This window comes from Streptomyces sp. GQFP, from assembly GCF_021545335.1.
GTDB lineage: Bacteria > Actinomycetota > Actinomycetes > Streptomycetales > Streptomycetaceae > Streptomyces.
In genome coordinates this window covers 3,883,460-3,906,074 of the sequence record NZ_CP089312.1, presented here as the reverse complement: position 1 = coordinate 3,906,074, position 22,615 = coordinate 3,883,460, and the positions used below count along the sequence as shown (strand labels likewise).

Genomic DNA, 22,615 nt, shown 5'->3' with positions numbered 1-22,615 from the left:
CACCCCGGTCGGCACATCGAGATCGCGCGCTCCACCCCAACTTTCAGGCGTGCACTTCCTGCGTATCCTACAAACTGTAGGATTTGCTCCATGGACGCCTCTTACACGCTCACGGATGCCCGGAACAACCTGGGCAAGGTCGTCAATGAAGTCCGTCACGGTGGTCGGACTGTGGAGATCACAGATCATGGCACTCCCGTAGCAGCTGTGATCCCCATAGAGTTGCTCGACTACTTCCAGCAACTCGAAGACGAGCGTGATCTTGCCGCTGCGGAGGAGAGCAAGGCCAGCGCCACGCGCTGGGCGTCCCACGCGGATGTGGCTGCGCGATTCGGCCTGAATCCTGACGGGACGCGCAAGCAGTGACCTACGAGATCGTCTGGTCGGACGGTGCCATCGACCAGCTTGCCGCTCTCAACGAGAGGTATGAGGACGCGGCGATGCTGATCACGGCTGCGGTGTACGACCTCGCGGACAACCCACACCCCACCAACTCCACCCGCCTCGGAACCAGCGGCATCTGCCGGTTGCTTCTCGGCTTCTACCGCGTCATGTACGAAGTGCGGGACAAGACAGTGACCGTCCTCGGCAAGTCGGTAAGTCGGTAAGGCTGTTGAGGCTCGGCATCCGCTAAAGGAACGGCGTCCCCGCGTCCAGCCCCGACAGCACCCGCCCGTACAGCTCCAGGTTGGTCGTCGGGTTCACGAACGAGTGGAGGCTCAGGGCGTGGATGTCACGGACCGTCCGCTGGATGGGGACCTCGCGGTGCAGGGAGGACGCGCCGGAAGGCGGAGGCTAGGAGGTCCACGGCCTCCTTGCAGAGGCGGGTCGTGTAGCCGCTCTGCTCTGATCCTGGCTTGTTCCTCCGGGGTGTACGGCGTCCCTGTCGCTGCCCTTGACTCGATCTTCGCTACGAAGTCGGCCGTCAGGAGTTCGGCGCACGAGATCTTCATCGCCGCCTCGGCCGCCTGGAGGTGGGTGACTGTCGCCTCGTTCTGGCGTTCGTGGAAGGTGTACGTGATGCCCCGGTGGTGGATGCGTTCCGTGAACTCGGTCAGCGCCGAGCGGGCCAGGCCGAGGGCGTTTGGGGGCGTCCAGGCGCAGAAGAGGAGCAGTACCGGCATGCCGTAGAAGGGGTCGTCGGCGTTGGTCTTCGACGCGATCGTGCCGTCCAGCAGGGGGCCAACCGACAGGACGCGGTGCGCCGGAACCACGACGTCGCGGGCGACCACGCTGTTGCTGCCGCTGCCCGCCAGCCCCGACACGTACCAGTCGTCCAGGATCTCCAGGTCGGTCATGGGGATCGCGGCCCAGAGGAGGGCCGGAGGCTCGGGTGGGTTGTCGGACGTCGCCCTGGACTCCGGCTCGACGCGGACCGTCAGCAGGTGCCAGTCCGCGTCCTGGTAGCCGGTCGCGAAGGCCGAGGTGCCGTTCACGATGTAACTGCCGTCGGGGCGCGCGACCGCCGTCGCGTCAGGGATGAGGGTGCCGCCGACCCGTACGACGGGGCTGGTGAAGATCTCGTCCTGGGCCTCGTCCGGGAAGAGCGCCGCGATGTACGCGCAGCCGACCTGGATCAGGGCCATGAAGGCGGCCGAGCCGCACGCGGCCGCTATCTCGGTCAAGGCGTCGACCTGGGTGCGCAGCGGGGACTGGTAACCGCCGTACCGCCGGGGGACGTTCATCCGGTAGACGCCGGCGTTCGTCAGGGCCACGACCACCTCGGGCGTCACCCGCCGCTCCTGCTCCGTGCGGGGCGCGTGTTCGCGGATGAGCGGCTGTAGCGCCCGTACGCGGTCTACGAGGCCGTCGGCAGCGGGGCCAGAGGTTGCGGGCGGAGCCATGGGCGACCTCCGGGTGCTCCTGGTACTCCGGGCACGACGAAGTTCTCACCGTCGCGCGGGGTGGACTGGCTGTCAACAGGCCCTGTTGCGGCAGTAGTTGACGCTGCAGTCACTCGTGTGATCAAGGGGGCATTTACTCAGCCCGCCATTCGGCGCGCCGCATTGACATTCTTTGCTATCGCTGTGGAAGCCGTACTGCGTAGAAGATTGGTGGTTGAAGGCTCGTCTCAACGCAATAGGGATCAGGGCGAGTCGAATTCCCGCCCCTGCGGCATTTCAGAGATTCTGAATGGATAACAACTTGATAACGTCACTGATTCAATGGCGGGCGAGTTGGCGTAAACGGAATATTTCGGGCCTTGATCTCCGAGTGACATGTACATCAAAGTTTCCCCACAGGTCGTGCGCTGAGTGACCAGCGATGCGCACGATGTATCTGGGGTGGGGGAAGCGTGTTGACCTCTGTGCATTCACGTGCGCGCATTTTGATCATGGCGTTGGTGCTGTCCGTGGTCGCGGGCGGTGGCTGGCTGAGTCAGGTGGAAGACGCGGTATCCGACGAGGGTTTGACAACCGTCGCGTACCGGGGGCCGCAGCCTGCCGCGCATCAGAAGCCGGTGTCCCTTGCGGAGCGGCGGGAGCAGACTCGCGGCCGGGCGAAGCCGACGAAGCCTCATGACCTGCCGACCACGCGGAGCAAGCCGGCCACGGCTGAGCAGATCGCGCTGCTCCGGCAGAACCAGCGGCAGTTGCACGCTGCGGGGCCGAAGGCCGCTGGCATGCCTGCTGGTTCTGGTGACACGGTCAGCCAGGCTTCCTTCACGACAGGTGCCGCCGAGGCGGCTGCGGCTTCGTATTCGAGTGGTGCCCTGTACCAGGTGACGGCCGATCCGTTCGGCAGCACCGCCGCGCAGCAGGGCGGGTTCCTGATGACCCTGGGCAACTACATCGGTGCGGCGGTGCCGGGTGAGCCCTTGCAGATGTCGGCTGCGATCTGGCAGACCGGGGGCACGGACGAAGAGGTGCATCCGGTCAAGGTGCGCTGGAAGGTCGACTATTACGGCTGCCGTCTGAGCAATGACGACGTTCAGTACGTCGACTTCGGGCAGACAGTGCAGGCGCCGACGTTGAACACCGACAAGGTATTCCCGGTGGTGAACGCGTCGTTCACCGTGCCGACCACGGAGTGCACGCAGCAGGTCCCCTCCTACACCGTTTCGGTCTGCACGACGGTGACGGACGATGCCACGGACACCGAGAGCTGTGGCTCGTACAACATGTTCTACATCGTTCCGGCTCTGCCAGAGGGCGCCGAGTGCAGCGCCACCTGCGGGGACGCGAGCGATTCGGCGGGTACGACGGTGATGCGTGCCGACCCGGTCAACACGGCGACGGGCGCGTTCACCGAAGCGTTCACGGACGCCCAGGTGCCGGCCCCCGGGGTGTCGCTGACGGTCGGGCGGGTCTATTCCTCGGACAACGCCCTTACCGGTGCGCTGGGCAAGGGCTGGCAGCTGCCGTGGGAGACGCGGCTGCAGTTCGAGTCCGACGGTGACGCGGTGTTGGTGGGTGAGGGTGGCACCCGGCACACGTATGCCAAGAAGTCCGACGGGACGTTTACGGTTCCGGGGGAGTCCCGCTCCAAGCTGGCCGTTGACGGCAGCGGCTACAAGCTGACCAAGGCCGACCGCTCGACGTACGGGTTCAACTCATCGGGTCGGTTGACGGCGGTGAAGGACCGTACGGGCAAGGGCCTGACCCTGACGTACACGGGCAGCCAGCCCACGACGATCACGGACGCGGCCGGGCGCCCGGCTTCCCTGGCCTACGCAGGAGACCGGCTGGACAAGCTGACGCTCGCCGACGGCCGGGTGGTGGACTACACGTACACCGGTGACCGGCTGACCAGTGTGACGTCGCTGGACCACAGGACCGAGGCATACGGTTACGACGCCTCCGGCCGCATCGACAAGGTCACCGATGCCCGTAACAAGGTCGTCACTGCGAACGTCTACGACGCTCTGGGCCGGGTGACTTCCCAGACGGATGGGCGGAACAAGACCACCGACTTCGTGTACTCGAAGAACGGATCTTTCGCCCAGACCGATGTCACGGCCCCGGACGGTGGTGTGTGGACGGACATCTACTACAAGAACGTCCTGTTCACACAGATCGATCCGCTGAACAACAAGGTCATTTACCGCTACGACAAGTTCTTCAACCGTACGAGCGTGGTCGACGCGGAGATCCGCAAGACCGAGTCGACGTTCGACAGCACGGGCCGCATAACCGCCCGGTCGAACGCGGCGTCCTATGCGTCCTGGACGTACGACAGTGCCGGCAACGTGGCCACGTCAACGGACGGCGAGTCCAACAGGACCGTCTACGGCTACAACCCCAACGGCCAGCTCCTCACCGTCAAGGACCCGCTGAACAAGACGACGGTGTATGGCTACAACGCGACCACGGCTCTGCTGGAGACCGTCACCACCGCGCGCGGCAAGCTCACCCGTTATGGGTATGACGCGGACGGCAACCTGACGTCGGTCACCACGCCCAAGGGCAACAAGACCACGTATACGTATGACGCGTCGGGCCGGGTGCAGACGGCCGTCGACCCGCGGGGCAACGTCAGTGGTGCGGACCCGGCGGCGTACACGACCTCCTACACGTACGACGACGCCGACCGGGTCAAGACGGTCACCGACCCACGCCGCAACGTCACCTCCTACGGCTATGACGAGGTCGGCAACCTCACCACGGTCACGGACGCCCTGAAGCGCGTCACGACCTACGCCTACGACGCCGCGAACCGCCTGACCTCAGTCACGGACCCGGCCCAGAAGCAGACCATCCTGGACTACGACCCGGTGGGCCGCCTGAGCAAGGAGACCAACCGGCTTGGCGCGAGCACCACGTACGAGTACGACAAGGCGGGCAACCAGACCAAGGTGGTCAGCGCGCGCGGCAACGCGAGTGGCGCGGACGCCACGAAGTACACCTGGGCGATCGGTTACGACAAGGTCGGCAACCGCAAGACGGTCACCGATCCACTGAGTAAGACGACGGCCTTTACCTGGGATGCCGCCAACCGCCCGCTGTCGGTGACCGACCCGCTGAACCACATCCGCAAGGTCACCTACGACGACAACGGCAGCGTCACCCAAACCAGCGACGGTCTAGGCCACGGCACCACGCTGGCCTATGACGACCTGGGCCGCCTTGCCTCGTCGAAGAACTGGTTCAATTACGCCACCACCTACGAGTACGACGACGACAGCCACCTGACCGCCGAGGTCTCCCCGGAGACCGAGCGCATCACCTACGGCTACGACGATGACGGCAATCTCACCACCGCAGTTGATCCGCGTGGAAATGTCTCCGGCGCGGACCCGGCGAAATACACCTGGGCCTACGGCTACGACCCCGCAGGCCTGCCGATCTCCGTCACCGACCCGCTCGGCAACCGGCGCACGACCGGCTACGACGCCGTCGGCAATGTCACCTCGGTCACCGACGCCCGCACCAAGCGGACGGCTTACGAGTACGACGAGCTGAACCGTCCCAAGAAGGTGACTGCTCCCGACACCGGCACCACCGGGTTCACCTACAACACCGCGGGTCTCCTGGAGACCAGCACGGACGCCAACACCCGCACCAGCACCTACGGTTACAACGCCGAAGGTCAGCTGACGTCGGTCAAGAACCCGCTGAACAAGACCGTCGCGTACGAGTACGACCTCGACGGCAACCGGACGAAATTCACCAACGCCCGCGCGCAGACCGTCACGACCACGGTCGACGCCCGCAACCTGCCCACGAAGATCGCCTACTCCGACGGCACCGCGGCGGAGACCTACAGCTACGACGACGCGAGCCGTCTCACTGGTGTCACCGACGCGACGGGCAGCCGCACCCTGGCCTACGACAACGACGACAAGCTCTTGTCGATCACGTCGCCGGGCGCGACCAATCCCTTCAGCTACGTCTGGAACGCGGACGACACCCTCAAGTCGCGCACGTACCCGGACAGCCGGGCCACTAGCTACACGTACGACAAGGTCGGCCGGATCAAGAGCCAGACCACCAACAGCAAGGCCATCGGCTACGTCTACGACAAGGCCGGAAATCTCACGTCGGTCACGCTGCCCACCACCACGGCACGCACCGAGACCCGTGCCTACGACGAGGCCGGCCGCCTGGCCTCGATGACCACGCCGACCGGCAGCAGCACCTACACCTACGACGAGAACAACCGCCTGGTCGCCGACAAGTTGGGCACCGGCTTCCCGGCCCGTTACGGCTACGACGACGCGGGCCGCATGACCCGGGCCTGCACCGACACCTCGGCCACCTCCTGCCTGACCGGCACCACCGGCTTGACCTACACGTACGACAAGGTCGGCAACCTCAAGAGCGACGCCAAGTCCGGCGGTACCACGACCGCGTACACCTATGACGCCGGCGACCAGCTGACCACGACCACGGTCGGCACGACGGCCACCAGCTACACCTACGACGCGGACGGCAACCAGACCAAGGACGACGACGGCACCTACGTCTACGACCCGGCCAACCGCCTCAAGTCCGCCACCATCGGCAGCGACAGCTACGCGTTCCTCTACGACGCCGACGGCAACCGCACCACCACCAACAAGAACAGCGCGCTGGCCGGCACCGCCCGCTGGGACATAGTGGGCGACCTCCCCACGCTCGCCACTGCCACGAACGCCACCGGTGCCCTGACCGGCGACTACCACTACGACCCCGACGGCACGGCCCGCTCCATGGACCGCACCACGGGCCCCTTCTACTTCACCCAGGACCGCCAGAGCTCCACCAGCACGGTCTACGACGCGGCGGGCGTCGACAACTACCGCTACACCTACGACGCCTGGGGCATCCAGACCGGCAAGCCCACCATCACAGGCGGCCAGCCCACAGTCTTCGGCTACACCGGCCAGTACAACGACCAGTACCTTCCCGATCGCCTCCAACTGCGCGCCCGCTCCTACGACAGCACCCAGCACCGCTTCACCACGCAGGACCCGGTCCCAGCTGCTGGCGACAACCCCAACCAGTCCCCGTACAACTACGCCGACAACGACCCGGCCAACCTGTCTGACCCATCGGGCAACTGCCCGATGTGCATCGGCGCAGGCCTCGGAGCCATCGTCAGCGGCGGCGTCTACGCCTACCAGCACCAGGATGACTTCGACTGGGGCGACTTCGCGGCAGCGACCGCGACCGGCGCTGTCATCGGAGCGGGCGCAGGCTTCCTCGCCCCGGCCGGCATGGGGCTTGCTGGCTCCCTTGGCCTCTCCGGAGGCCGCGCCCTTGCCGTCGCAGCCGTCACCGACGCGGCCATAGGCATGGGCTACACCTGGGCCGTCAACACGGCCCTGTGCAAGCCCACCACGCCGATGGACCTCCTCATCGGAGCCGTTACCGGCGGACTCGGGCCTCTCTTCGGACCAGCCTGGCAGTGGGGCAAGGGACTCTTTGGTGGAAGCCGCGCAGTCACCATGGCTGCCAATAGTCACACGGCGGCTGGTAGTGCAATTAGATGGACTAAGACGTCGACAGCCATGGGCTCAGACGACGCAACTCTGAGTGTTGAGGAGTTGATTAAGAATTCTGGACATCATGATGTGATTGTCCATGGAACCAAGGATGGTTATATCGGTGTAGACGTCCATAAGACGAATGCCGGGCAAATATCTGAAGCCGTGACAGCAAACCCCAACTATGCAGGAGGATGCCTCAGGTTGCTTGTTTGTCACTCGGGTGTCTCAGGTGTTGGGCAGCAAGTTGCTGACGCTATGAACGTGCCGGTATGGGCTCCGACTACTAGGGTAGGTGTAATGAGGGGGAAGGGCCCAGGCCAGGAGCCAATTTTGGATGTGGGAGGATACTGGCGGCTGTTCCTGCCGATCAATGATCCTAGATAGTGGTGGACGGAATGAAGAGGTTCGGTTTCTATCGAGAGCATTTTTCTGTACCCACAGAGCTTCCCAGTATTCATGATATTCCCCTCAGCCTAGATTCTGTGATTGAAGATATTCTGGGCTACCTGGAAGGCAACCCGACTGCGGTGGACTACACCGAAGCGAGTGACTGCCTCCTTGGTTGTGGAGCTTTGCTAGTTGGATGCTCATCGGTGAAGACGGATGGTGAATGGGTTTGGCGACACGATACTCACCATTATGTGAGTGAGCATGGCTTGAGTGTTCCGCCAGAATTTATGACCTGGGGGGAGGATCGCCGATGGGTAGTAGTGAGAGGGGAATGGGAAAATGTAGAAATTTTCGACGAAGCCCTGGCAGTCTCCCGTTCTCTTGAGTAGAGGGTGCTGGGCGCGGAGGCCAGGAAATTGTACCGGTATCATGCGGGCTCCGATGCGGTTCACGCTTTTCTGTCATGTAAGTATCGGATCTCCGTAGGTGTGACCGGGAGATTATTATCCTCTATAATTGCGCCTACGTCGGTGTCTCGCTCGAAATCCATTTGAAGAACCATCTCCAGTGGCACAAGAGGAAGAAGTCGCTATGAAGCGCACGTCAACAGCAGTTACGGTCATCGCACTCGCACTCGCCTTCGTGGGGATCGGAACATCAACCGCCAGTGCTCGCTCGGTGATGCTCTACCAGCACAAGAACCTCTCGGGCGGGTACTACAACTGGACCGCGCAGTACGGGAACCTTTCTGGAAAGAGTTGGTTCTTCGAGCCCGGCTCTATCGATAACGCCATCTCCTCCTTCGATAACCCATCGAGTACTGAGTGGTTTTTCTTCGATGGTGCCGGCTGCACCGGGGCCTATTACTTTGCGAAGGCGTATTCCGAGGATGCGGACTTGTCGAGCAACTCGGGAAATCCTTCCAACTTCGACAATAAGATAAGCTGTGTGACTATCTAAGGTAATTCTGGTGGGCGGGGTTGTGGAAACTCACAACCCCGCCCTTCGCTGCGCCAACGGAGGGGTATCAATGCGGAAACTGTCAACTCTTTCACTCTTGCTTTCTTTTTTCTTGATAGAGGGTTGCGCCTCTGGGGGATCTGACAAATCGGATGAGGTTGCTGAGCCTACCGCTCGCGCACGTGCGGAGTGGAAAATTGATCTGCCATTCGATGAATATCAACTGTCGTCGAGTGAAGGTGCGGTTGTATTCGCGGCGCAAGAAAGACTTACTGCGGACTGTATGCGGTCGACTGGTGCGAATTGGAAGGAGATTCGGCCTGGGGTTGAGGAGGTTTCCTCCAGAAATAAGCGGCGGTATGGAGTGATCGATGAGGGCATCGCCGCCTCTTATGGATATCATATGCCGCCACCTGGCCCGGAGGTTCTCCAGCGACTTAAGGAAGAGCAGGAAAGGGAAAAGGATCCTAATTCCAAGATCTATCTGAAAGCTTTTGGGGAAGATGGGTTTGGAGGGTGTGCAAGATGGGCTTATGAAAATCTCCTGGAAGGTGCGCCAGGGGCTGACCTTGATCTCTACAACGAACTTAATCGGAAGAGTTTTCGGATGTCCATGGAGACTCCGAAAGTGGAGAAGGTGATGACTGAATGGAGGAAATGTGTAAGTCGCGGAAATTATCGCTATGTGAGCCCTATTGAAATGTCCAGCGACTCTCGATGGTTCTCGGGAAAGGCGATATCCGGTAATGAAAAGAAGGCCGCTGTGGTGGATGCGAAATGCAACAGAAAGGTTGGCCTTGCGGCTATTTGGGTGCAGCAAGAAGCGAAAATTCAACGAAATCTAATCGGCGCGAATGTGAAGTACTTTGATGACTTGAAGGAGATCAGGGAGATTAATGTGAGCGCAGCACGAAAAGTGTTGCGAGCGGAATGATGAGTTGAGTGTGATTGCGGCTGGCTGATGGTGCGGCGAGTTCTAGGGTCTTGTGCGCTGCGAGACGGTGGCGCAAGTCTTGTGAACGCCTGGTGTCGACCTAGTGTTGCAAATGTGATGCCCCTGTTTGCGTGCACATAAAGCAAGATGGGTTTACCCGGCAGGCTTGGTCGCGCGGAAGCGGCATGGTTGGAGTTGCGTGTCGAGCCCTTCCGGTCCCCGAGGGGATCGTGACGTCGGGTGCGCCTTGAGGGGCTTATGTGCTGCTGATACGGTGCGATGGCTTGACGCCCGCGCCTGGGCTGGATATCTACCCTAGTTGCCTTGTGTAAACATCTATAGATGTGGGCGAGATGTCCTATTTTGGCGAATAGGTAAGTTTTCCTGGGTGTAACGGGGAGCGGTTGCGTGAAGATCCAAGAGCGTATGGGGACGGCGCAAGGTCGCCCCGCAGCGCCGGCTCAGCCGATGGCCGGCGATCGGCTGCCTGCGCCGCCTCGTGAGCGCAAGCCGGCTCTTGCCGCTCTTGCGGTGCTTTTGATCCTGGTCGGCGCGCTGGGCGCGACGATGCTCGTGCTGCGGGCGGGGGACCGGATCGAGGTCATCAAGGTGACCGACGAAATCCCGGCCGGGGGGTCCGTCAGTAAGGCCAACACGACGTCCGTCATGGTCGCTGCCGACACTGGTATCAACTATGTCGAGTGGACCCAGCTGGACACCCTCAAGACCCTCAAGGCCAGGTCCACGATCTACGAGGGCACGGTCGTCATGGGACAGATGTTCGGCTCCGACGGAGGCGTCGCTGCCGGGCAGGCCACCGTCGGACTCTCCCTCAAGGAGGGGCAGTACCCGAACGGACTCAAGGCCGGAAGCTTCGTCGCCGCCTACCGCGTCGGCAATACCACCGGCACCGGCTCTACCACCGGTTCCAGTGACTCCTCCTCGTCCGGCGCCAGCACCAGCCCGATCGTGGACAAGGCGAAGGTCACTTACGTAAAGCCGGCGGCGAGCAGTGGTGACGTCATAAGCAGCACCAACCTCCCCGTCACCCTCACCGTGGACAGCACCAAGGCCGCCGACCTCGCTCAGGCAGCCGCCGCAGGCCAAGTGGCTCTCGTGCTCATCCCCAGCAGCTGAAGGCGGCCCCAGAACCATGGCGCTCATCGTTCTTGCCGCCGACAAGGGTTCCCCCGGCGTGACCACCGCGGCCGTCGCTCTCGCGGCGGTCTGGCCGCGGCGGGCCCTGCTCGCCGAGACCGACCCGGCCGGCGGTGACCTCGTGTACCGCAGTGCCGCCGCGCACGGCGGGATGCTCAACCCGAACACCGGCATGCTGTCCATCGCAGCGACCGCGCGGCGTGGGCTCGTTCCCGATCAACTCTGGGACCACGTACAGCCGTTGAGCGGTGGGCTCGAAGTGCTCGTCGGGCTCGGCATCGCCGAGCAGGCCGCCGGGCTCGCGGGGCTCTGGCCCACCCTCGGCAGCGCCTTCGCGCAGCTCGCCGACTCTCCGAACGCGCCCGCCGACGTCATAGCCGACTGCGGACGCATCAGCGGGGACACGCCTGTCGTCGAACTGTTCCCGCATGCCGCCCTCGTGCTGCTCATCTCGCGTACCGAGCCCGAGGCCATCGCTCGCGTGCGCGATCGTGCCGCCGCTCTCTCCACCAAGCTGCACGGTGGTCCGCGCGGGGCCGCCAGCCTCGGTACGCCGTTCATCGGGGTCGTCCTGATCGCCGATCCGAACAACTCGGGCAAGCTGGTCAACCAGGTCAACGACATGCTCGTACACGCGCAGACGGGTGCCCGTGTCGTCGGCACGCTCGCCGAAGACCCCGCCGGGGCCGAGCAGTTGGCCGGGCGCAAGCGCGGGCGGCTCGACAAGTCGATGCTCATCAGGTCGGCCCGCAAGGTGACTTCGGATCTGTATCAGCAGTACGGCGCCGCATGGTCCGTACCCGGTCAGGGCCACCAGGCGCAGCAGATCCAGCAGCCGGGCGGTCAACAGCCCGGCCACGCGGGCTACTCCGGCCATGCCGGAGCCGGCCGATGACCGCTGTCGACCACTCGCTGGTCAAGCGGTTCCGGCAGGACGCCGGTGACCGGATCTCCGAGCAGCGTCGGCTCGACCAGGCCTCGAACGTCACGCCGATGTCCGGTGAGGACGAGCGGCAGTACGCGCGTGCCGTCATAGCCCAGATCCTCGAGGACTACGCCCGGACCGAGATCAACGCCGGGCGTACGCCGCTGGATGCCGAGACCGAGGAGCAGTACGCGGCCGCCGTGCACGCCGCGCTCTTCGGTGTCGGGCGGCTGCAGCCACTGCTCGACAACCCCGACGTCGAGAACATCGACATCAACGGGTACGACCAGGTCTTCGTCGGGTACTCGGATGGGCGTGAGGTTGCCGGTGATCCTGTCGCCGAGAGCGATGAAGAGCTGATTGAGCTCATTCAGGTTCTTGGCGCCTACTCCGGGCTCTCCTCCCGGCCCTTCGACTCCGCCAATCCGCAGCTCGACCTGCGGCTGCCGGACGGGTCCCGACTGTCCGCCGTCATGGATGTGACGCGTCGACCCGCGCTCTCCATTCGTCGTGCGCGCATGGGGAAGGTCTTCATCTCCGACCTTGTCGGCAACGGGACCGTCACCCCCGAAGTCGCGCACTTCATGGCCTGTGCCGTGCGCGCCCGGAAGAACATCATGATCGCGGGTGCCACCAACGCCGGTAAGACGACGCTGCTTCGGGCCCTCGCCAACGAGATCCCGCCGCACGAGCGCCTCATCACCGTCGAGCGTGCGCTGGAGCTGGGCCTCGACCAGTTCCCCGAACTCCACCCCAACGTCGTGGCGTTCGAGGAGCGGCTGCCCAACTCCGAGGGCCAGGGCATGATTTCGATGGCCGAGCTGGTGCGGCGGTCGCTGCGTATGAACCCCTCGCGCGTCATCGTCGGTGAGGTGCTCGGCGACGAGATCGTGACGATGCTCAACGCGATGTCGCAGGGCAACGACGGCTCGCTCTCCACGATCCACGCCAACAGCTCGCACGAGGTCTTCAACCGTATTTCCACGTACGCGCTCCAGGCGACGGAACGGCTGCCCATCGAGGCCAGCCAGATGCTCGTCGCGGGCGCCGTGAACTTCGTCGTCTTCATCACGCGGCGCAACAACTTCCACACGGGCGGCCGGCTCCAGCGCATGGTGACCTCGGTCCGTGAGGTCAACGGCGTGGACGGCCGGGTGCTGTCCAGCGAGGTCTTCGCCGAGACCCCGGACGGCCGCATCGTGCCGCACGCGCCCATCTCCTGCCTCGACGATCTGGTCGCGCACGGGTACCGGTTGCCCGGCGGGAACTGGGGGTGACCATGATCATGACTACAACCAATAGTGCGTCCGGTGACACGTACTCGGCGGCCGTCGGCTCTCTCGGCTCCATGGGCGGGCTGTTCTCCACCGAGGTCCTCTACTCGCTCGTGGCCGGTATCGCCGTCGGCGGCGGGCTCGCGCTGCTCGTCGTCGCGATCCGCGGGCTGCCGGCCAAGCCGGAGCACGAGAAGCAGAAGGCCAGCGAGCGGGCCAACGAACTCATCCGGTTCGCGGGGCAGCGCGGTTCGCTCGCCGCCCTCGTCGGACTCGCCGTGCTGGTGCTCACCCGGTGGGCGGTGGCCGGTATCGCGGCCGGCGTCCTCGTCTTCTTCTGGGACCGTCTCTTCGGCGGCGCGGCGGAGGAACGGGCCGGAATGCGGCGCGTGGAGGCCCTCGCCTCCTGGACGGAGTCGCTGCGCGACACGATCGCCGGCGCGGTCGGTCTGGAGCAGGCGATCCCGGCGTCGGCGCGCGCGGCGGCACCGGTACTGCGTCCGCACCTGGACGCGATGGTCGACCGGCTCCGCTCCCGTACCCCGCTCCCCGAGGCGCTGCAGCAGCTCGCCGACGAGATCGACGACGCGTCCGCCGACATCATCGTCGCTGCGCTCATCCTCAACTCACGGCTGCGCGGCCCGGGTCTGCGTCAAGTCCTGGGCGCGCTCGCCAAGTCGGCGCGCGAGGAGGTCGACATGCGGCAGCGCGTCATGGCGCAGCGGTCGTCGACTCGGCGGTCCGTACAGATCGTTGTGGCGGTGTCCGTCGCCTTCGTCCTCGGACTCGCCATCTTCAACCGGGAGTTCGTCGAGCCGTACGGCACACCGATCGGCCAGGTCGTACTCGCCGGCGTCTGCGGCCTGTTCGCGCTCGGCTTCTGGTGGCTGCGCAAGCTGTCGACCATCGAGACACCCGAACGCTTCCTGGTACGGGACGACGCGTCCGTGAAGTTCGTACGGCCGCCCCAGGTGCCGAACCCGGGTGCGCAGGGACAGCCGCCGTACGGCGCCGAGGAAGGGGTACGTCGATGAACGACCTGACCATGCCCGTGCTGGTCGGCGCCGTCCTGGGCCTCGGTATCTACGTCCTCGTACGGGCGTTGATGCCGTCGAAGCGGAGCGCGGTCGCGCAGGTCGCGCGGATCGACGCGATGCGGGCGCGGGGAGCGGCGTACGAGTCGGCCCATCGCACGCAGGATGCCGGGCGGATCGGTTCGTTCCGGGCCCAAGTGGGCGTCCGGGTCTCGGACTTCTACTTCCAGCAGGGCTGGGAGCAGCGCTCGCTGCGGGCCGATCTGGCCGTCCTGGACCGGAGTTGGGAGAACTTCCTCGCGACGAAGGTGCTGCTGGGGGCGGCCGGTCTGTTCTTCGGCCCGTTCCTGTTCGCCATCGTCTACACGCTGAGCATGGCCAGCAGCCCGGCCATCCCGGTCTGGCTGGCGCTGCTCTTCGCGCTGGTCTTCTTCTTCCTGCCCGACCTGGAGGTACGGCGGGACGCGGCCGACAAGCGGCGTGATCTGCGGCGGGTGATCGGGGCGTATCTCGACCTGGTGTCGATGAGCCTGGCCGGCGGCCGGGGTCTGCCGGAGGCGCTGATGGCGGCGGCGGAGGTGTCGGACGGCTGGGCCACCCAGCGCATCCGCAACGCGCTCGCGGACGCTCGTATCACCGGCACCAGCCAGTGGCAGGCGCTGGGTTCGCTGGGCGAGGAGCTGGGTGTGGAGGAGCTGAAGGATCTGTCGGCCTCCCTCGCGCTCGTCGCCGACGACGGAGCGAAGGTCCGTGAGTCCCTCGCCTCCCGCGCCGAGACCATGCGGCACCGCGAACTCGCCGAGATCGAGGGCAGCGCGGGCGAGAAGTCCCAGTCGATGCTCGTGGCCCAACTGCTGCTCTGCGCCGGCTTCCTGGTGTTCCTGATCTATCCGGCGGCGATGCGTGTGTTCCAGGTCTGAGTCATTTCCAGTGCTGATTCCAGTACTGCCCATGCCCCAAGATTCTTTTTGATTTGAGAGGACAACTCACCATGAACGGACGGAACTTCAGCACCGGGATCCCGGCAATGGACTTCCTGGTCACCTTCTTCCAGGCCCGGGTGGAGCGTGCGCGCTCCGGCGAGCTGGACCGCGGTGCGTCCGCGGTCGAGTGGGTCATCATCTCCGCGGTCGTCGTGGCGATCGTCGGCGTGGTCGCCGCGATCATCAACACCGCGCTGAGCGACGGCGCCAACAAGGTCGGCGACTGCATCAAGGGCGCCAAGGCGAGCGGCACCTGCTGATCGTCGTACGAAAACGGGGTGTACGGGGTCGAGTCGGTTGACGGGGTTGTTGCTCGTGGGTGGCGCAGGCAGATGGGTACGCCGAAGGGTGGAGGCCGCACGGGAGTCGGCGTCCGCCCGCGGTGACTCCGGCACGTCCGGCGCCGGTAGGTCCGGGGCCGGCAGGTCCGACTCCGGCATGACCGCGATCGAGTTCGTGCTGCTGACGCCCGTACTCTTCTTCATGATCTTCGCGACGGTGCAGTTCGCGCTGTACTTCTTCGCGGACCATGTGGCCCAGGCGGCGGCCCAGGCAGGCGCCCGCAAGGCCCGCGCGATGGCCCACGATCAGCCGGGCGCCTGGCGGGGCGAGGCGCAGGACGTCGTGGACAGCTACATCCAGCAACTCGGCCCGAGCCTGGTCCTGTCGCCGAACGTGACGATGCTCCAGCCCGAGGTGAACACGGTGGGCGTGGAGATCACGGCACGGGTGCCCACGGTGTTCCCCGGGTTCGATCTGACGGTGCACGCGCAGTCGGTGGGGCCGGTGGAGCGGTTCGTTCGGGAGGGGGAGAACTGATGAACTCGCCTTCTGATGTACGGAGTCGCGGCGTGCGGGAGTACGGCGACCGTGGCCTGTCCACCATCGAGGTGGTGATCCTCGCCCCGGTGATGATCATGTTCATCCTGGTGCTGGTGGCCTTCGGGCAACTGGTCGACGGGCGGGGTGCTCTTGACGGGGCTGCGCGGGACGCAGCCCGTTCGGGCTCCTTGCAGTGGGAGGAGGGCCTCGCCATGGCGGAGGCCCGCGCGGCGGCGGAGGCCGACCTGACGGACATCTGCGACGGCCCGGTGACCGTGACCAAGACGAGCGCCGGCTTCGCGGACGCGGACCTCTTCTCGGTCGACGTCAGCTGCGAGGTACGGGGTCTGGCCATGCTGGGCCTGGACATCCCGACGCGGCTGACGGGTTCGTTCACGTCGCCGCTGGACCCCTTCAAGAGGAAGGCAGGGTGAGCCGGATGGACAGCTCTGTCGGAGCGGTCGTGGGCACCTGGTTCAGGTCGCGCCGAGCCCGCCTGGACGACCGCGGCTCGGGTGCCGGCGCCGTGATCATCTTCGCCCTCCTCTTCCTCTCCCTCTCCGCCTTCGTGATCGACGGCGGCATGTCCATCTCGAAGCGGGAACGCGCGGCGGACATCGCGGAACAGGCGGCGCGTTACGCCGCCCAGGACATCGACCTCGAAGCCCTCTACGGCAACGCGGCGGGCGGCGCCCCGATCAACTTCCAGAACTGCGACGCCCGCGTGAAGGCCTTCGCCCAGGAGATGGGCATGTCCGCCGCGGACACGGGCGCGTCCCACTGCGTGGCGGCGAACGCGGACGAGGTGCAGGTCGAGGTGCAGTTGACGTACTCGCCGGTGTTCACGGGGCTGTTCTACGGCGGGGATGTGACGGTACGGGGCGAGGCTGTGGCGGAGAACGAGGTGGGGTGAGGGGGGTACGGGGGCCGCTCAGCTCACTTGTTGCCGCCGCTGCCACTCTGGCCGCTGCCCCTGGTGTCCTTGGTCGTCATCTTCTCGTTGACCTGCTTGGCCAGTTCGTCGTCCAGCTTCTTGAACTCGCGGACGACGGCGTCGGACATGCTCGCGAGGGCGTCCAGTTGCTGGGTGATGTCCTCGCGCCCGTCCTCCCAGTTGGACTCGAAGTCCTCTAGGGCGTCGTTCACGCTGCCGTCGCCGATGTCGTCCCGGTAGGACTCGAAGAGCTTCTTGGTGTGGTTCAGCCGGGTCTTGATGGAACGCAACCGGCTGCCGTAGTCCTCGAGTTCGCTCAGCGGGAGCGTGAGGTCGGACTTGCCCTTGCCCATGTGTGAGTCCCCCGGAGTGCCTCGTAGTCTGATCAGTGTCTGATCGGCACCGTACAACGGAACGATGTCGGCACGGGAGATCGAGTCAACGGGGTGGAGTGAGGACATGGCCCGCTACAGCGAAGCGCAGACGGTCGAGCGAGGTGGGTTCCGGATCAAGGTGCCCGAGTCGTGGTGGGAGTTCGACGTGCGCCCCGAGTCACGCGACGACTCCATCCGGCGGATGGTGGACGAACGGGTGCGGCAGCGCGAGGAGTTGGCCCCGTACCGCGACACGTACACCGCGTTCCTCCGGAAGGCGGCGGCGGACGCGTGGAAGTCGGGTGCGCTGTACTGCGGTTGCATGGCCGAGAGCTTCGGCGGCGACACCCCGATCACCGGCTCGGTGACGGTCTCGATGGTCGGCGGCCGGGCCCAGGACGGCACGCCGCTCTCGACCGAACCGGCGGCCATCGTGGCCCAGTTGGCGGTCAAGGAGGCGAAGCGGGAAGGGGACAGCTGGCGGAAGGTGACGACCGTCGACATCCCCGGCGTCGGCCCGGCGGCCCGTACGTACGGCGTCGAGGACATCGCCGTACCGGGGGACGAACTCGGCCGCACCATCAGGGCTGTGCTGATGCAGACGTTCATCCCGGTGCCGGGCCAGGAGGGCAAGGTGGCTCTGGTGGCGGGCAGCAGCCAGGTGCTGGACCTCGCGGAGTCGTTCTTCGACATCTTCGACGCGATCACCTCGACATTCCGGTTCAGCGACTGATCTCCTTCACTCCGAACGGCCGTTCCTTGTAGGTTCACGTGTGCACATGGTTGTTGGTGGCGCGCAGGTGACGGGGGTTGCGGGATGGCGGGGTATCGGCCGGCGGATTGGCATGTGCTGGACCTGGACAAGGACCCGACGCCCGGTGACCCGCACCGAGTCCGCCAACTCGCCCGTACCTTGCATGACTTCGCCGATGACGTGTCGGACGCGCTGCGGTTGATCAAGGGGATGGCGTCGGAGAACGAGACGCTGGAGTGGGCGGGCAAGACCGCTGAGGTGTTCCAGGACGAGTTCGCGGATGTGCCGAAGAATCTGAAGAAGCTGAAGCGGTCGTACGACCTGTGCGGTGACGCGCTGGTGGATTACTGGCCGAAGCTGGAGCGGGCGCAGGCGCTGGCGGACAAGGCGCTGGCCAAGGGGCGGGAGGCGCAGGCGGACCTCTCCTCGGCCAAGTCCCGCCTGTCCTCGGCCGATTCGTGGGTTACCCGCGCCACGAAGGAGTCGGACAAGTACAAGGACGACCCCACCGGCAGCAAGGCGGCGGAGCCGCCGGACGAGGCGAAGGTCCGGGCCGCGACTCGGGATGCCCAGCACGCCAAGTCGGCGCAGAGCACGGCCCAGTCGGACGTCTCCAGTGCCCAGTCGGCGCTGGACGCGGCGAAGAAGATGGCCGAGGACGCGCGGAAGATGCGCGAGGAGGCGGCGGGCGAGGCGAAGCGGAGGATCGACGAGGCCTCCGATGCCGGTATCCAGAACCGGAGTTGGTGGGAGGAGGTCGGCGACTGGTTCGTCGACAACTGGGACAGCATCGTCGCCGTGTGCAAGATCGTCGTCGCGGTGCTCGGGGTCGTCGCGATGATTATCGGGGGGCCGATCCTGGGCGCGATCGTGCTGATCGCGGCGCTGGTGGTGCTGGCGGACACGCTCTACAAGTATTCCAAGGGACAGGCGTCTCTGTGGGATGTGGGATTTGCCGCGCTGGACTGCATACCGGGGATGAAGGGGCTGACGACCCTCGGCGGCCTCGCCAAGGGCATGAAGGTCCTGGGCAAGGGCGGTCTCAAGGCCATGGCCAAGGGCCTGGGGAAGAAGGGCCTGCGTAAGGAAGCCGACGACGCTGTGGCGCACGCCAAGCCCACCAAGGGCCGCTGCAAGAACGGCGACCCCATCGACATGATCTCCGGCGACATGCTGATGGAGGAGACCGATGTCGACCTGCCGGGACTGCTCCCGGTGGTGCTGCGCCGCACGCACCTCTCCTCCTACTCGTACGGCCGCCTCTTCGGGCCGTCCTGGGCCTCCACCCTGGACGAACGCCTCGAACTGGACGAGGAGGGCGCCGTTCTCGCCGCCGAGGACGGCATGCTCCTCTTCTACCCCGTGCCCACACCGGGCACCTCGGTTCTGCCACTGGAGGGCCCGCGCCGGCCGCTGGACTGGGACGGTGCCCCGGGTGCTCCCGTCAGGATCACCGACCCGGACACCGGCATCACGCGCCACTTCGCCGCGAGCAGGACCCCGACACCGGTCGACGAGACGTTCGCCCTTCCCATCGTCGCGATGACCGACCGCAACGGCCTCCGTATCGACTTCGACCGCGACGACGACGGCACGCCGGTGGTCGTACGGGATTCGGCGGGCCGCCGCGTGTACGTCGACACCGAGAACGGACGCGTCACCAGACTCCGGGTCCACCACCCGGAGGACGGTCCCGACGGCACGGTGGTCAGGCGCTTCGGCTATGCCGCCGACGGCAACCTCACCGAGATCCACAACTCCAGTGGGCTGCCCCGGAAACTGACGTACGACGCCCGCGCGCGCATCACGTCGTGGACCGACCGCAACGGCTACTCCTACCGCTTCACCTACGACGCCCTGGACCGCTGCACCGCAGGCGAGGGCGACGACGGCAGCCTTTCCTGCACGGTCGAGTACGACAGCGAGAACCGCGAGACGCGCTACACCGACGCACTCGGCGGCACGACGACGTACCGCTACAACGACCTCCACCAACTGGCGGCCGTGACCGACCCGCTCGGCCACACAACCCACTCCGAGTGGGACCGCTACGGGCGGATGCTCTCCCGCACCGACGAACTGGGCCACACGACCCGATTCACCCTCGGCGAGCACGGCGAACCCGTGCGCATGGACCGCCCCGACGGCACCAGCATCCACGTGGAGTACGACGCCGACGGCCAGCCCATCGCCATCACGGAGCCCGACGGGGCGCGTTGGGAGTGCGCGTACGACGACCGGGGCAACCTGCTCAGCAGCACCGACCCGCTGGGGGCGGTGAGTTCGTACACTTACGACGAACACGGGCACCGGATCGCGCAGACCGACGCGCTCGGCAACACCATCCGCTTCGACACCGACGGGGCCGGCCTTCCGGTGCGGGTTGTGGATTTGCGCGGAAGTGTCGCCACCGTACACAGGGACGCGTACGGCCGTGTCGTGCGGATCGACGACCCGGTCGGCGGGAGCGTCCGTCAGGGCTGGAACCCCGAGGGCCTGCTGCTGTGGCGGGAGCGCGCCGACGGCGGCCGCGAGTCCTGGTCGTACGACGCCGAGGGCAACCTCACCGAGCACCGCGACGCGGGCGGGTTCACCACCGCCTTCGAGTACGGCGCCTTCGACCTGCCCAGTGCCAGGACCGACCCGGACGGCACCCGCTACGTCTTCACCCACGACGCCGAGCTCAGGCTCACTGTGGTGACCAATCCACTCGGCGCCGAGTGGAGTTACCGCTATGACGCGGCGGGCCGCCTGATCGGCGAGACGGACTTCAACGGGCGCACGCTCACGTACGGCTACGACCCGACCGGTCGCCAGGTCGAGCGCACGAACGGTACCGGCCAGGCCCTTCGGCTGACCCGTGACGCCGCAGGTCGGGTGCTGACGTCGCGTACCCACGACGGCGCGGTGGCGACGTCTCTGCGCTACGACGCGGCGGGCCGGCTGGTCGAAGCCGTGAACGCCGACAGCAGGGTCACGTACGACTGCGACGCGGTGGGCAGGATCGTCGCGGAATCCGTCGACGGCCGTACCGTCACGAGCGAGTACGACCTGCTGGGCCGAAGGACTCGGCGGACCACCCCCTCCGGCGCCACCTCGCACTGGTCGTACGACTCCGCGGGACTCCCCACCGCCCTCGTCACCGCGGCCGGTGAACTGACCTTCGCGCACGACGCGGCCGGCCGGGAAACCGCCCGCGGCCTGGGCGGCGCGGCCACGCTGACGCAGTCCTGGGACGCGGGCCACCGTCTGGTCGAGCAGATTATCCGGACGGGAACCGCCGAGGACCAGGCCGGGCCCGGCAGCCCGACCGTCCGTCAGGCCCGCTCGTACACGTACCGTGCGGACGGCCACCTGATCGGGATCGCCGACCTGCTGGGCGGCTCCCGTCGCTTCGACCTCGACCGCGCGGGCCGCGTCACCCAGGTGTCGGCCGAGGCCTGGACCGAGTCCTACGCCTACGACGAACTCGGCAACCTCACGGCCGCCGCCCACCCGGCGCCGGGCAGCCAGGACGCCCAGGGACCGGCACGGCACTCCGGGACGAAGGTCACCTCGGCCGGCCGTACGACGTACGAGCACGACGCCCAGGGACGCGTGGTCCGGATGATCCGGCGGACGCTGTCCGGGCTGCGTCGGATCTGGACGTACACCTGGGACGCCGAGGACCATCTCACCCAGGCCGAGACGCCCGACAAGGGGGTGTGGCGCTACCGCTACGACGTGCTGGGACGGCGTACGGCCAAGCAGCGTCTGGACGAGCACGGCTCGGTCACCGACGAGACCCTCTTCACCTGGGACCTGGCCAATCTCGCCGAGCAACAGACGCTCCGGGACGGCGTGGTGCAGACCGACACCTGGGACTGGGAGCCGGGCACGCACCGCGCGGCGGCACAGTCGCGCACCCGGTGGCGAGCCGAAGAACCGGCCGCGGTCGACCGTCAGTTCTACGCGATCGTCACCGACCTGGTCGGCACGCCCACCGAACTGATCGGCGAGGGCGGGGAGATCACCTGGCGGTCGGCCACCAGCCTGTGGGGACGCCCGCTGTCCGCCGAGGACGACGGTGACCTGTGCCCGCTGGCCTTCCCGGGCCAGTACCGCGACCCGGAGACGGGCCTGCACTACAACCTGTCCCGCTACTACGACCCGGACACGGCGAGCTACCTCTCACCCGACCCCCTCGGCCTGGTCCCCGCCCCGAACCACCACGCGTACGTCGACAACCCCTTGCGCTGGACCGACCCGCTCGGGCTTGAGGGCGACGAGCCGGAGCGCGTTTACGACGACTCGGAGTACACGAAACACGGTTCAGGCAGCAGTTCCTCCGCCAAGGGCGAGGTGAGCCGTGCGCCGACCGATGGCCAGGCCGCGTTGGACCGGTCCCTCCCGTTGGGCGATCCGAACAATCCGGACAGATTCCGGCGCGTCGGCGTGGACCACGTCAACAACGAGATCGTGGTCCTGGACCGGCATCGCAAGATCCTGGACAAGGACGGCAATATCGTCAAGGAGATCTACCATGGCCACGTGCAGTCCTCGTACCCGTCGCCGGCTGTCAAGGAGAACGATCTGACCGCGCTGGTGAAGGCCAAGATGATCAACAACAAGAAGAAGCAGAAGGTGCTCCCGCCCCCATGCGATGGGTGACGGGCATACGGA

20 protein-coding genes are annotated in these 22,615 nt (G+C 65.9%); 17 read left to right on the top strand and 3 right to left on the bottom strand.

Features of this window, described 5'->3' with window-relative positions:
• The first annotated feature begins 90 nt into the window (after positions 1 to 90).
• Positions 91 to 366, top strand: a complete 276-nt coding sequence (locus LUX31_RS17170) for a type II toxin-antitoxin system Phd/YefM family antitoxin (protein WP_235475658.1) — start codon at positions 91 to 93, stop codon at positions 364 to 366.
• Complete coding sequence (locus LUX31_RS17165) at positions 363 to 608, top strand: type II toxin-antitoxin system RelE family toxin (protein ID WP_235475657.1); 246 nt, start codon at positions 363 to 365, stop codon at positions 606 to 608. The genes LUX31_RS17170 and LUX31_RS17165 overlap by 4 nt, the downstream gene beginning before the upstream one ends.
• A gap of 22 nt (positions 609 to 630) precedes the next feature.
• On the opposite strand, the gene LUX31_RS37690 is transcribed toward LUX31_RS17165, so the two are convergent.
• Positions 631 to 753, bottom strand: a complete 123-nt coding sequence (locus LUX31_RS37690; protein WP_328285731.1) for a hypothetical protein — start codon at positions 751 to 753, stop codon at positions 631 to 633.
• Positions 720 to 1,844 carry an acyl-CoA dehydrogenase family protein gene (locus tag LUX31_RS17160; protein ID WP_328285665.1) on the bottom strand — a complete coding sequence of 375 codons (1,125 nt, stop codon included), beginning with the start codon at positions 1,842 to 1,844 and terminating at the stop codon, positions 720 to 722. The genes LUX31_RS37690 and LUX31_RS17160 overlap by 34 nt, the downstream gene beginning before the upstream one ends.
• Before the next feature lie 491 nt (positions 1,845 to 2,335).
• Between LUX31_RS17160 and LUX31_RS17155 the strand changes: the two genes are divergently transcribed.
• The 13 genes from LUX31_RS17155 (at position 2,336) to LUX31_RS17095 (ending at position 16,804) form a co-directional block, all read left to right on the top strand.
• Entirely contained in the window at positions 2,336 to 7,795 is a 5,460-nt protein-coding gene (locus tag LUX31_RS17155; RefSeq protein WP_235475656.1) for a DUF6531 domain-containing protein, read from the top strand.
• Between the two features lie 11 nt (positions 7,796 to 7,806).
• A complete protein-coding gene (locus LUX31_RS17150; protein ID WP_235475655.1) occupies positions 7,807 to 8,190 on the top strand; it encodes a hypothetical protein in 384 nt (127 codons plus the stop codon).
• 202 nt (positions 8,191 to 8,392) lie between these two features.
• The gene (locus tag LUX31_RS17145) at positions 8,393 to 8,761 is read left to right on the top strand and encodes a hypothetical protein (protein WP_235475654.1); all 369 of its coding nucleotides are present in this window, start codon (positions 8,393 to 8,395) and stop codon (positions 8,759 to 8,761) included.
• A 70-nt stretch (positions 8,762 to 8,831) separates the two neighbouring features.
• Entirely contained in the window at positions 8,832 to 9,695 is an 864-nt protein-coding gene (locus tag LUX31_RS17140; RefSeq protein WP_235475653.1) for a hypothetical protein, read from the top strand.
• Positions 9,696 to 10,103: 408 nt separating this feature from the next.
• On the top strand, positions 10,104 to 10,832 hold the full coding sequence (locus LUX31_RS17135; protein WP_235475652.1) for a hypothetical protein: 729 nt from the start codon (positions 10,104 to 10,106) through the stop codon (positions 10,830 to 10,832).
• Positions 10,833 to 10,848: 16 nt separating this feature from the next.
• The gene (locus LUX31_RS17130) at positions 10,849 to 11,748 is read left to right on the top strand and encodes a hypothetical protein (protein WP_235475651.1); all 900 of its coding nucleotides are present in this window, start codon (positions 10,849 to 10,851) and stop codon (positions 11,746 to 11,748) included.
• Positions 11,745 to 13,055: a CpaF family protein gene (locus LUX31_RS17125; protein ID WP_235475650.1), complete on the top strand. Its 1,311-nt coding sequence runs from the start codon at positions 11,745 to 11,747 to the stop codon at positions 13,053 to 13,055. Before LUX31_RS17130 ends, LUX31_RS17125 begins: the two co-directional genes overlap by 4 nt.
• 8 nt (positions 13,056 to 13,063) lie before the next feature.
• On the top strand, positions 13,064 to 14,086 hold the full coding sequence (locus LUX31_RS17120; protein WP_443045968.1) for a type II secretion system F family protein: 1,023 nt from the start codon (positions 13,064 to 13,066) through the stop codon (positions 14,084 to 14,086).
• Positions 14,083 to 15,006, top strand: a complete 924-nt coding sequence (locus LUX31_RS17115; RefSeq protein ID WP_235475648.1) for a type II secretion system F family protein — start codon at positions 14,083 to 14,085, stop codon at positions 15,004 to 15,006. Before LUX31_RS17120 ends, LUX31_RS17115 begins: the two co-directional genes overlap by 4 nt.
• Before the next feature lie 71 nt (positions 15,007 to 15,077).
• Positions 15,078 to 15,329, top strand: coding sequence for a hypothetical protein (locus tag LUX31_RS17110; RefSeq protein ID WP_235475647.1), 252 nt, complete (start codon positions 15,078 to 15,080; stop codon positions 15,327 to 15,329).
• Positions 15,330 to 15,384: 55 nt separating this feature from the next.
• Positions 15,385 to 15,888, top strand: coding sequence for a TadE family protein (locus LUX31_RS17105; protein ID WP_235475646.1), 504 nt, complete (start codon positions 15,385 to 15,387; stop codon positions 15,886 to 15,888).
• Positions 15,888 to 16,325, top strand: coding sequence for a TadE family protein (locus LUX31_RS17100; protein ID WP_235475645.1), 438 nt, complete (start codon positions 15,888 to 15,890; stop codon positions 16,323 to 16,325). Before LUX31_RS17105 ends, LUX31_RS17100 begins: the two co-directional genes overlap by 1 nt.
• A 5-nt stretch (positions 16,326 to 16,330) precedes the next feature.
• Positions 16,331 to 16,804 (top strand): pilus assembly protein TadG-related protein, encoded by a 474-nt coding sequence (locus tag LUX31_RS17095; RefSeq protein WP_235475644.1) that lies wholly within the window; start codon positions 16,331 to 16,333, stop codon positions 16,802 to 16,804.
• A 23-nt stretch (positions 16,805 to 16,827) separates the two neighbouring features.
• On the opposite strand, the gene LUX31_RS17090 is transcribed toward LUX31_RS17095, so the two are convergent.
• Positions 16,828 to 17,178, bottom strand: a complete 351-nt coding sequence (locus tag LUX31_RS17090; RefSeq protein ID WP_235475643.1) for a hypothetical protein — start codon at positions 17,176 to 17,178, stop codon at positions 16,828 to 16,830.
• Between the two features lie 106 nt (positions 17,179 to 17,284).
• Between LUX31_RS17090 and LUX31_RS17085 the strand changes: the two genes are divergently transcribed.
• The gene (locus LUX31_RS17085) at positions 17,285 to 17,932 is read left to right on the top strand and encodes a hypothetical protein (protein ID WP_235475642.1); all 648 of its coding nucleotides are present in this window, start codon (positions 17,285 to 17,287) and stop codon (positions 17,930 to 17,932) included.
• A gap of 84 nt (positions 17,933 to 18,016) precedes the next feature.
• A complete protein-coding gene (locus LUX31_RS17080; protein WP_235475641.1) occupies positions 18,017 to 22,603 on the top strand; it encodes a DUF6531 domain-containing protein in 4,587 nt (1,528 codons plus the stop codon).
• Positions 22,604 to 22,615: the final 12 nt, after the last annotated feature.

What these genes read in the sequence shown, in the direction of transcription:
- LUX31_RS17100 (WP_235475645.1), top strand. Translation starts at nt 15,888, where the DNA reads ATGAACTCGCCTTCTGATGTACGGAGTCGCGGCGTGCGGGAGTACGGC.
- LUX31_RS17160 (WP_328285665.1), bottom strand. Translation starts at nt 1,844, where the DNA reads ATGGCTCCGCCCGCAACCTCTGGCCCCGCTGCCGACGGCCTCGTAGAC.
- LUX31_RS17115 (WP_235475648.1), top strand. Translation starts at nt 14,083, where the DNA reads ATGAACGACCTGACCATGCCCGTGCTGGTCGGCGCCGTCCTGGGCCTC.
- LUX31_RS17120 (WP_443045968.1), top strand. Translation starts at nt 13,064, where the DNA reads ATGACTACAACCAATAGTGCGTCCGGTGACACGTACTCGGCGGCCGTC.
- LUX31_RS17155 (WP_235475656.1), top strand. Translation starts at nt 2,336, where the DNA reads ATGGCGTTGGTGCTGTCCGTGGTCGCGGGCGGTGGCTGGCTGAGTCAG.
- LUX31_RS17150 (WP_235475655.1), top strand. Translation starts at nt 7,807, where the DNA reads ATGAAGAGGTTCGGTTTCTATCGAGAGCATTTTTCTGTACCCACAGAG.
- LUX31_RS17130 (WP_235475651.1), top strand. Translation starts at nt 10,849, where the DNA reads ATGGCGCTCATCGTTCTTGCCGCCGACAAGGGTTCCCCCGGCGTGACC.
- LUX31_RS17095 (WP_235475644.1), top strand. Translation starts at nt 16,331, where the DNA reads ATGGACAGCTCTGTCGGAGCGGTCGTGGGCACCTGGTTCAGGTCGCGC.
- LUX31_RS17110 (WP_235475647.1), top strand. Translation starts at nt 15,078, where the DNA reads ATGAACGGACGGAACTTCAGCACCGGGATCCCGGCAATGGACTTCCTG.
- LUX31_RS17085 (WP_235475642.1), top strand. Translation starts at nt 17,285, where the DNA reads ATGGCCCGCTACAGCGAAGCGCAGACGGTCGAGCGAGGTGGGTTCCGG.
- LUX31_RS17170 (WP_235475658.1), top strand. Translation starts at nt 91, where the DNA reads ATGGACGCCTCTTACACGCTCACGGATGCCCGGAACAACCTGGGCAAG.
- LUX31_RS17080 (WP_235475641.1), top strand. Translation starts at nt 18,017, where the DNA reads ATGGCGGGGTATCGGCCGGCGGATTGGCATGTGCTGGACCTGGACAAG.
- LUX31_RS17090 (WP_235475643.1), bottom strand. Translation starts at nt 17,178, where the DNA reads ATGGGCAAGGGCAAGTCCGACCTCACGCTCCCGCTGAGCGAACTCGAG.
- LUX31_RS17125 (WP_235475650.1), top strand. Translation starts at nt 11,745, where the DNA reads ATGACCGCTGTCGACCACTCGCTGGTCAAGCGGTTCCGGCAGGACGCC.
- LUX31_RS17140 (WP_235475653.1), top strand. Translation starts at nt 8,832, where the DNA reads ATGCGGAAACTGTCAACTCTTTCACTCTTGCTTTCTTTTTTCTTGATA.
- LUX31_RS17145 (WP_235475654.1), top strand. Translation starts at nt 8,393, where the DNA reads ATGAAGCGCACGTCAACAGCAGTTACGGTCATCGCACTCGCACTCGCC.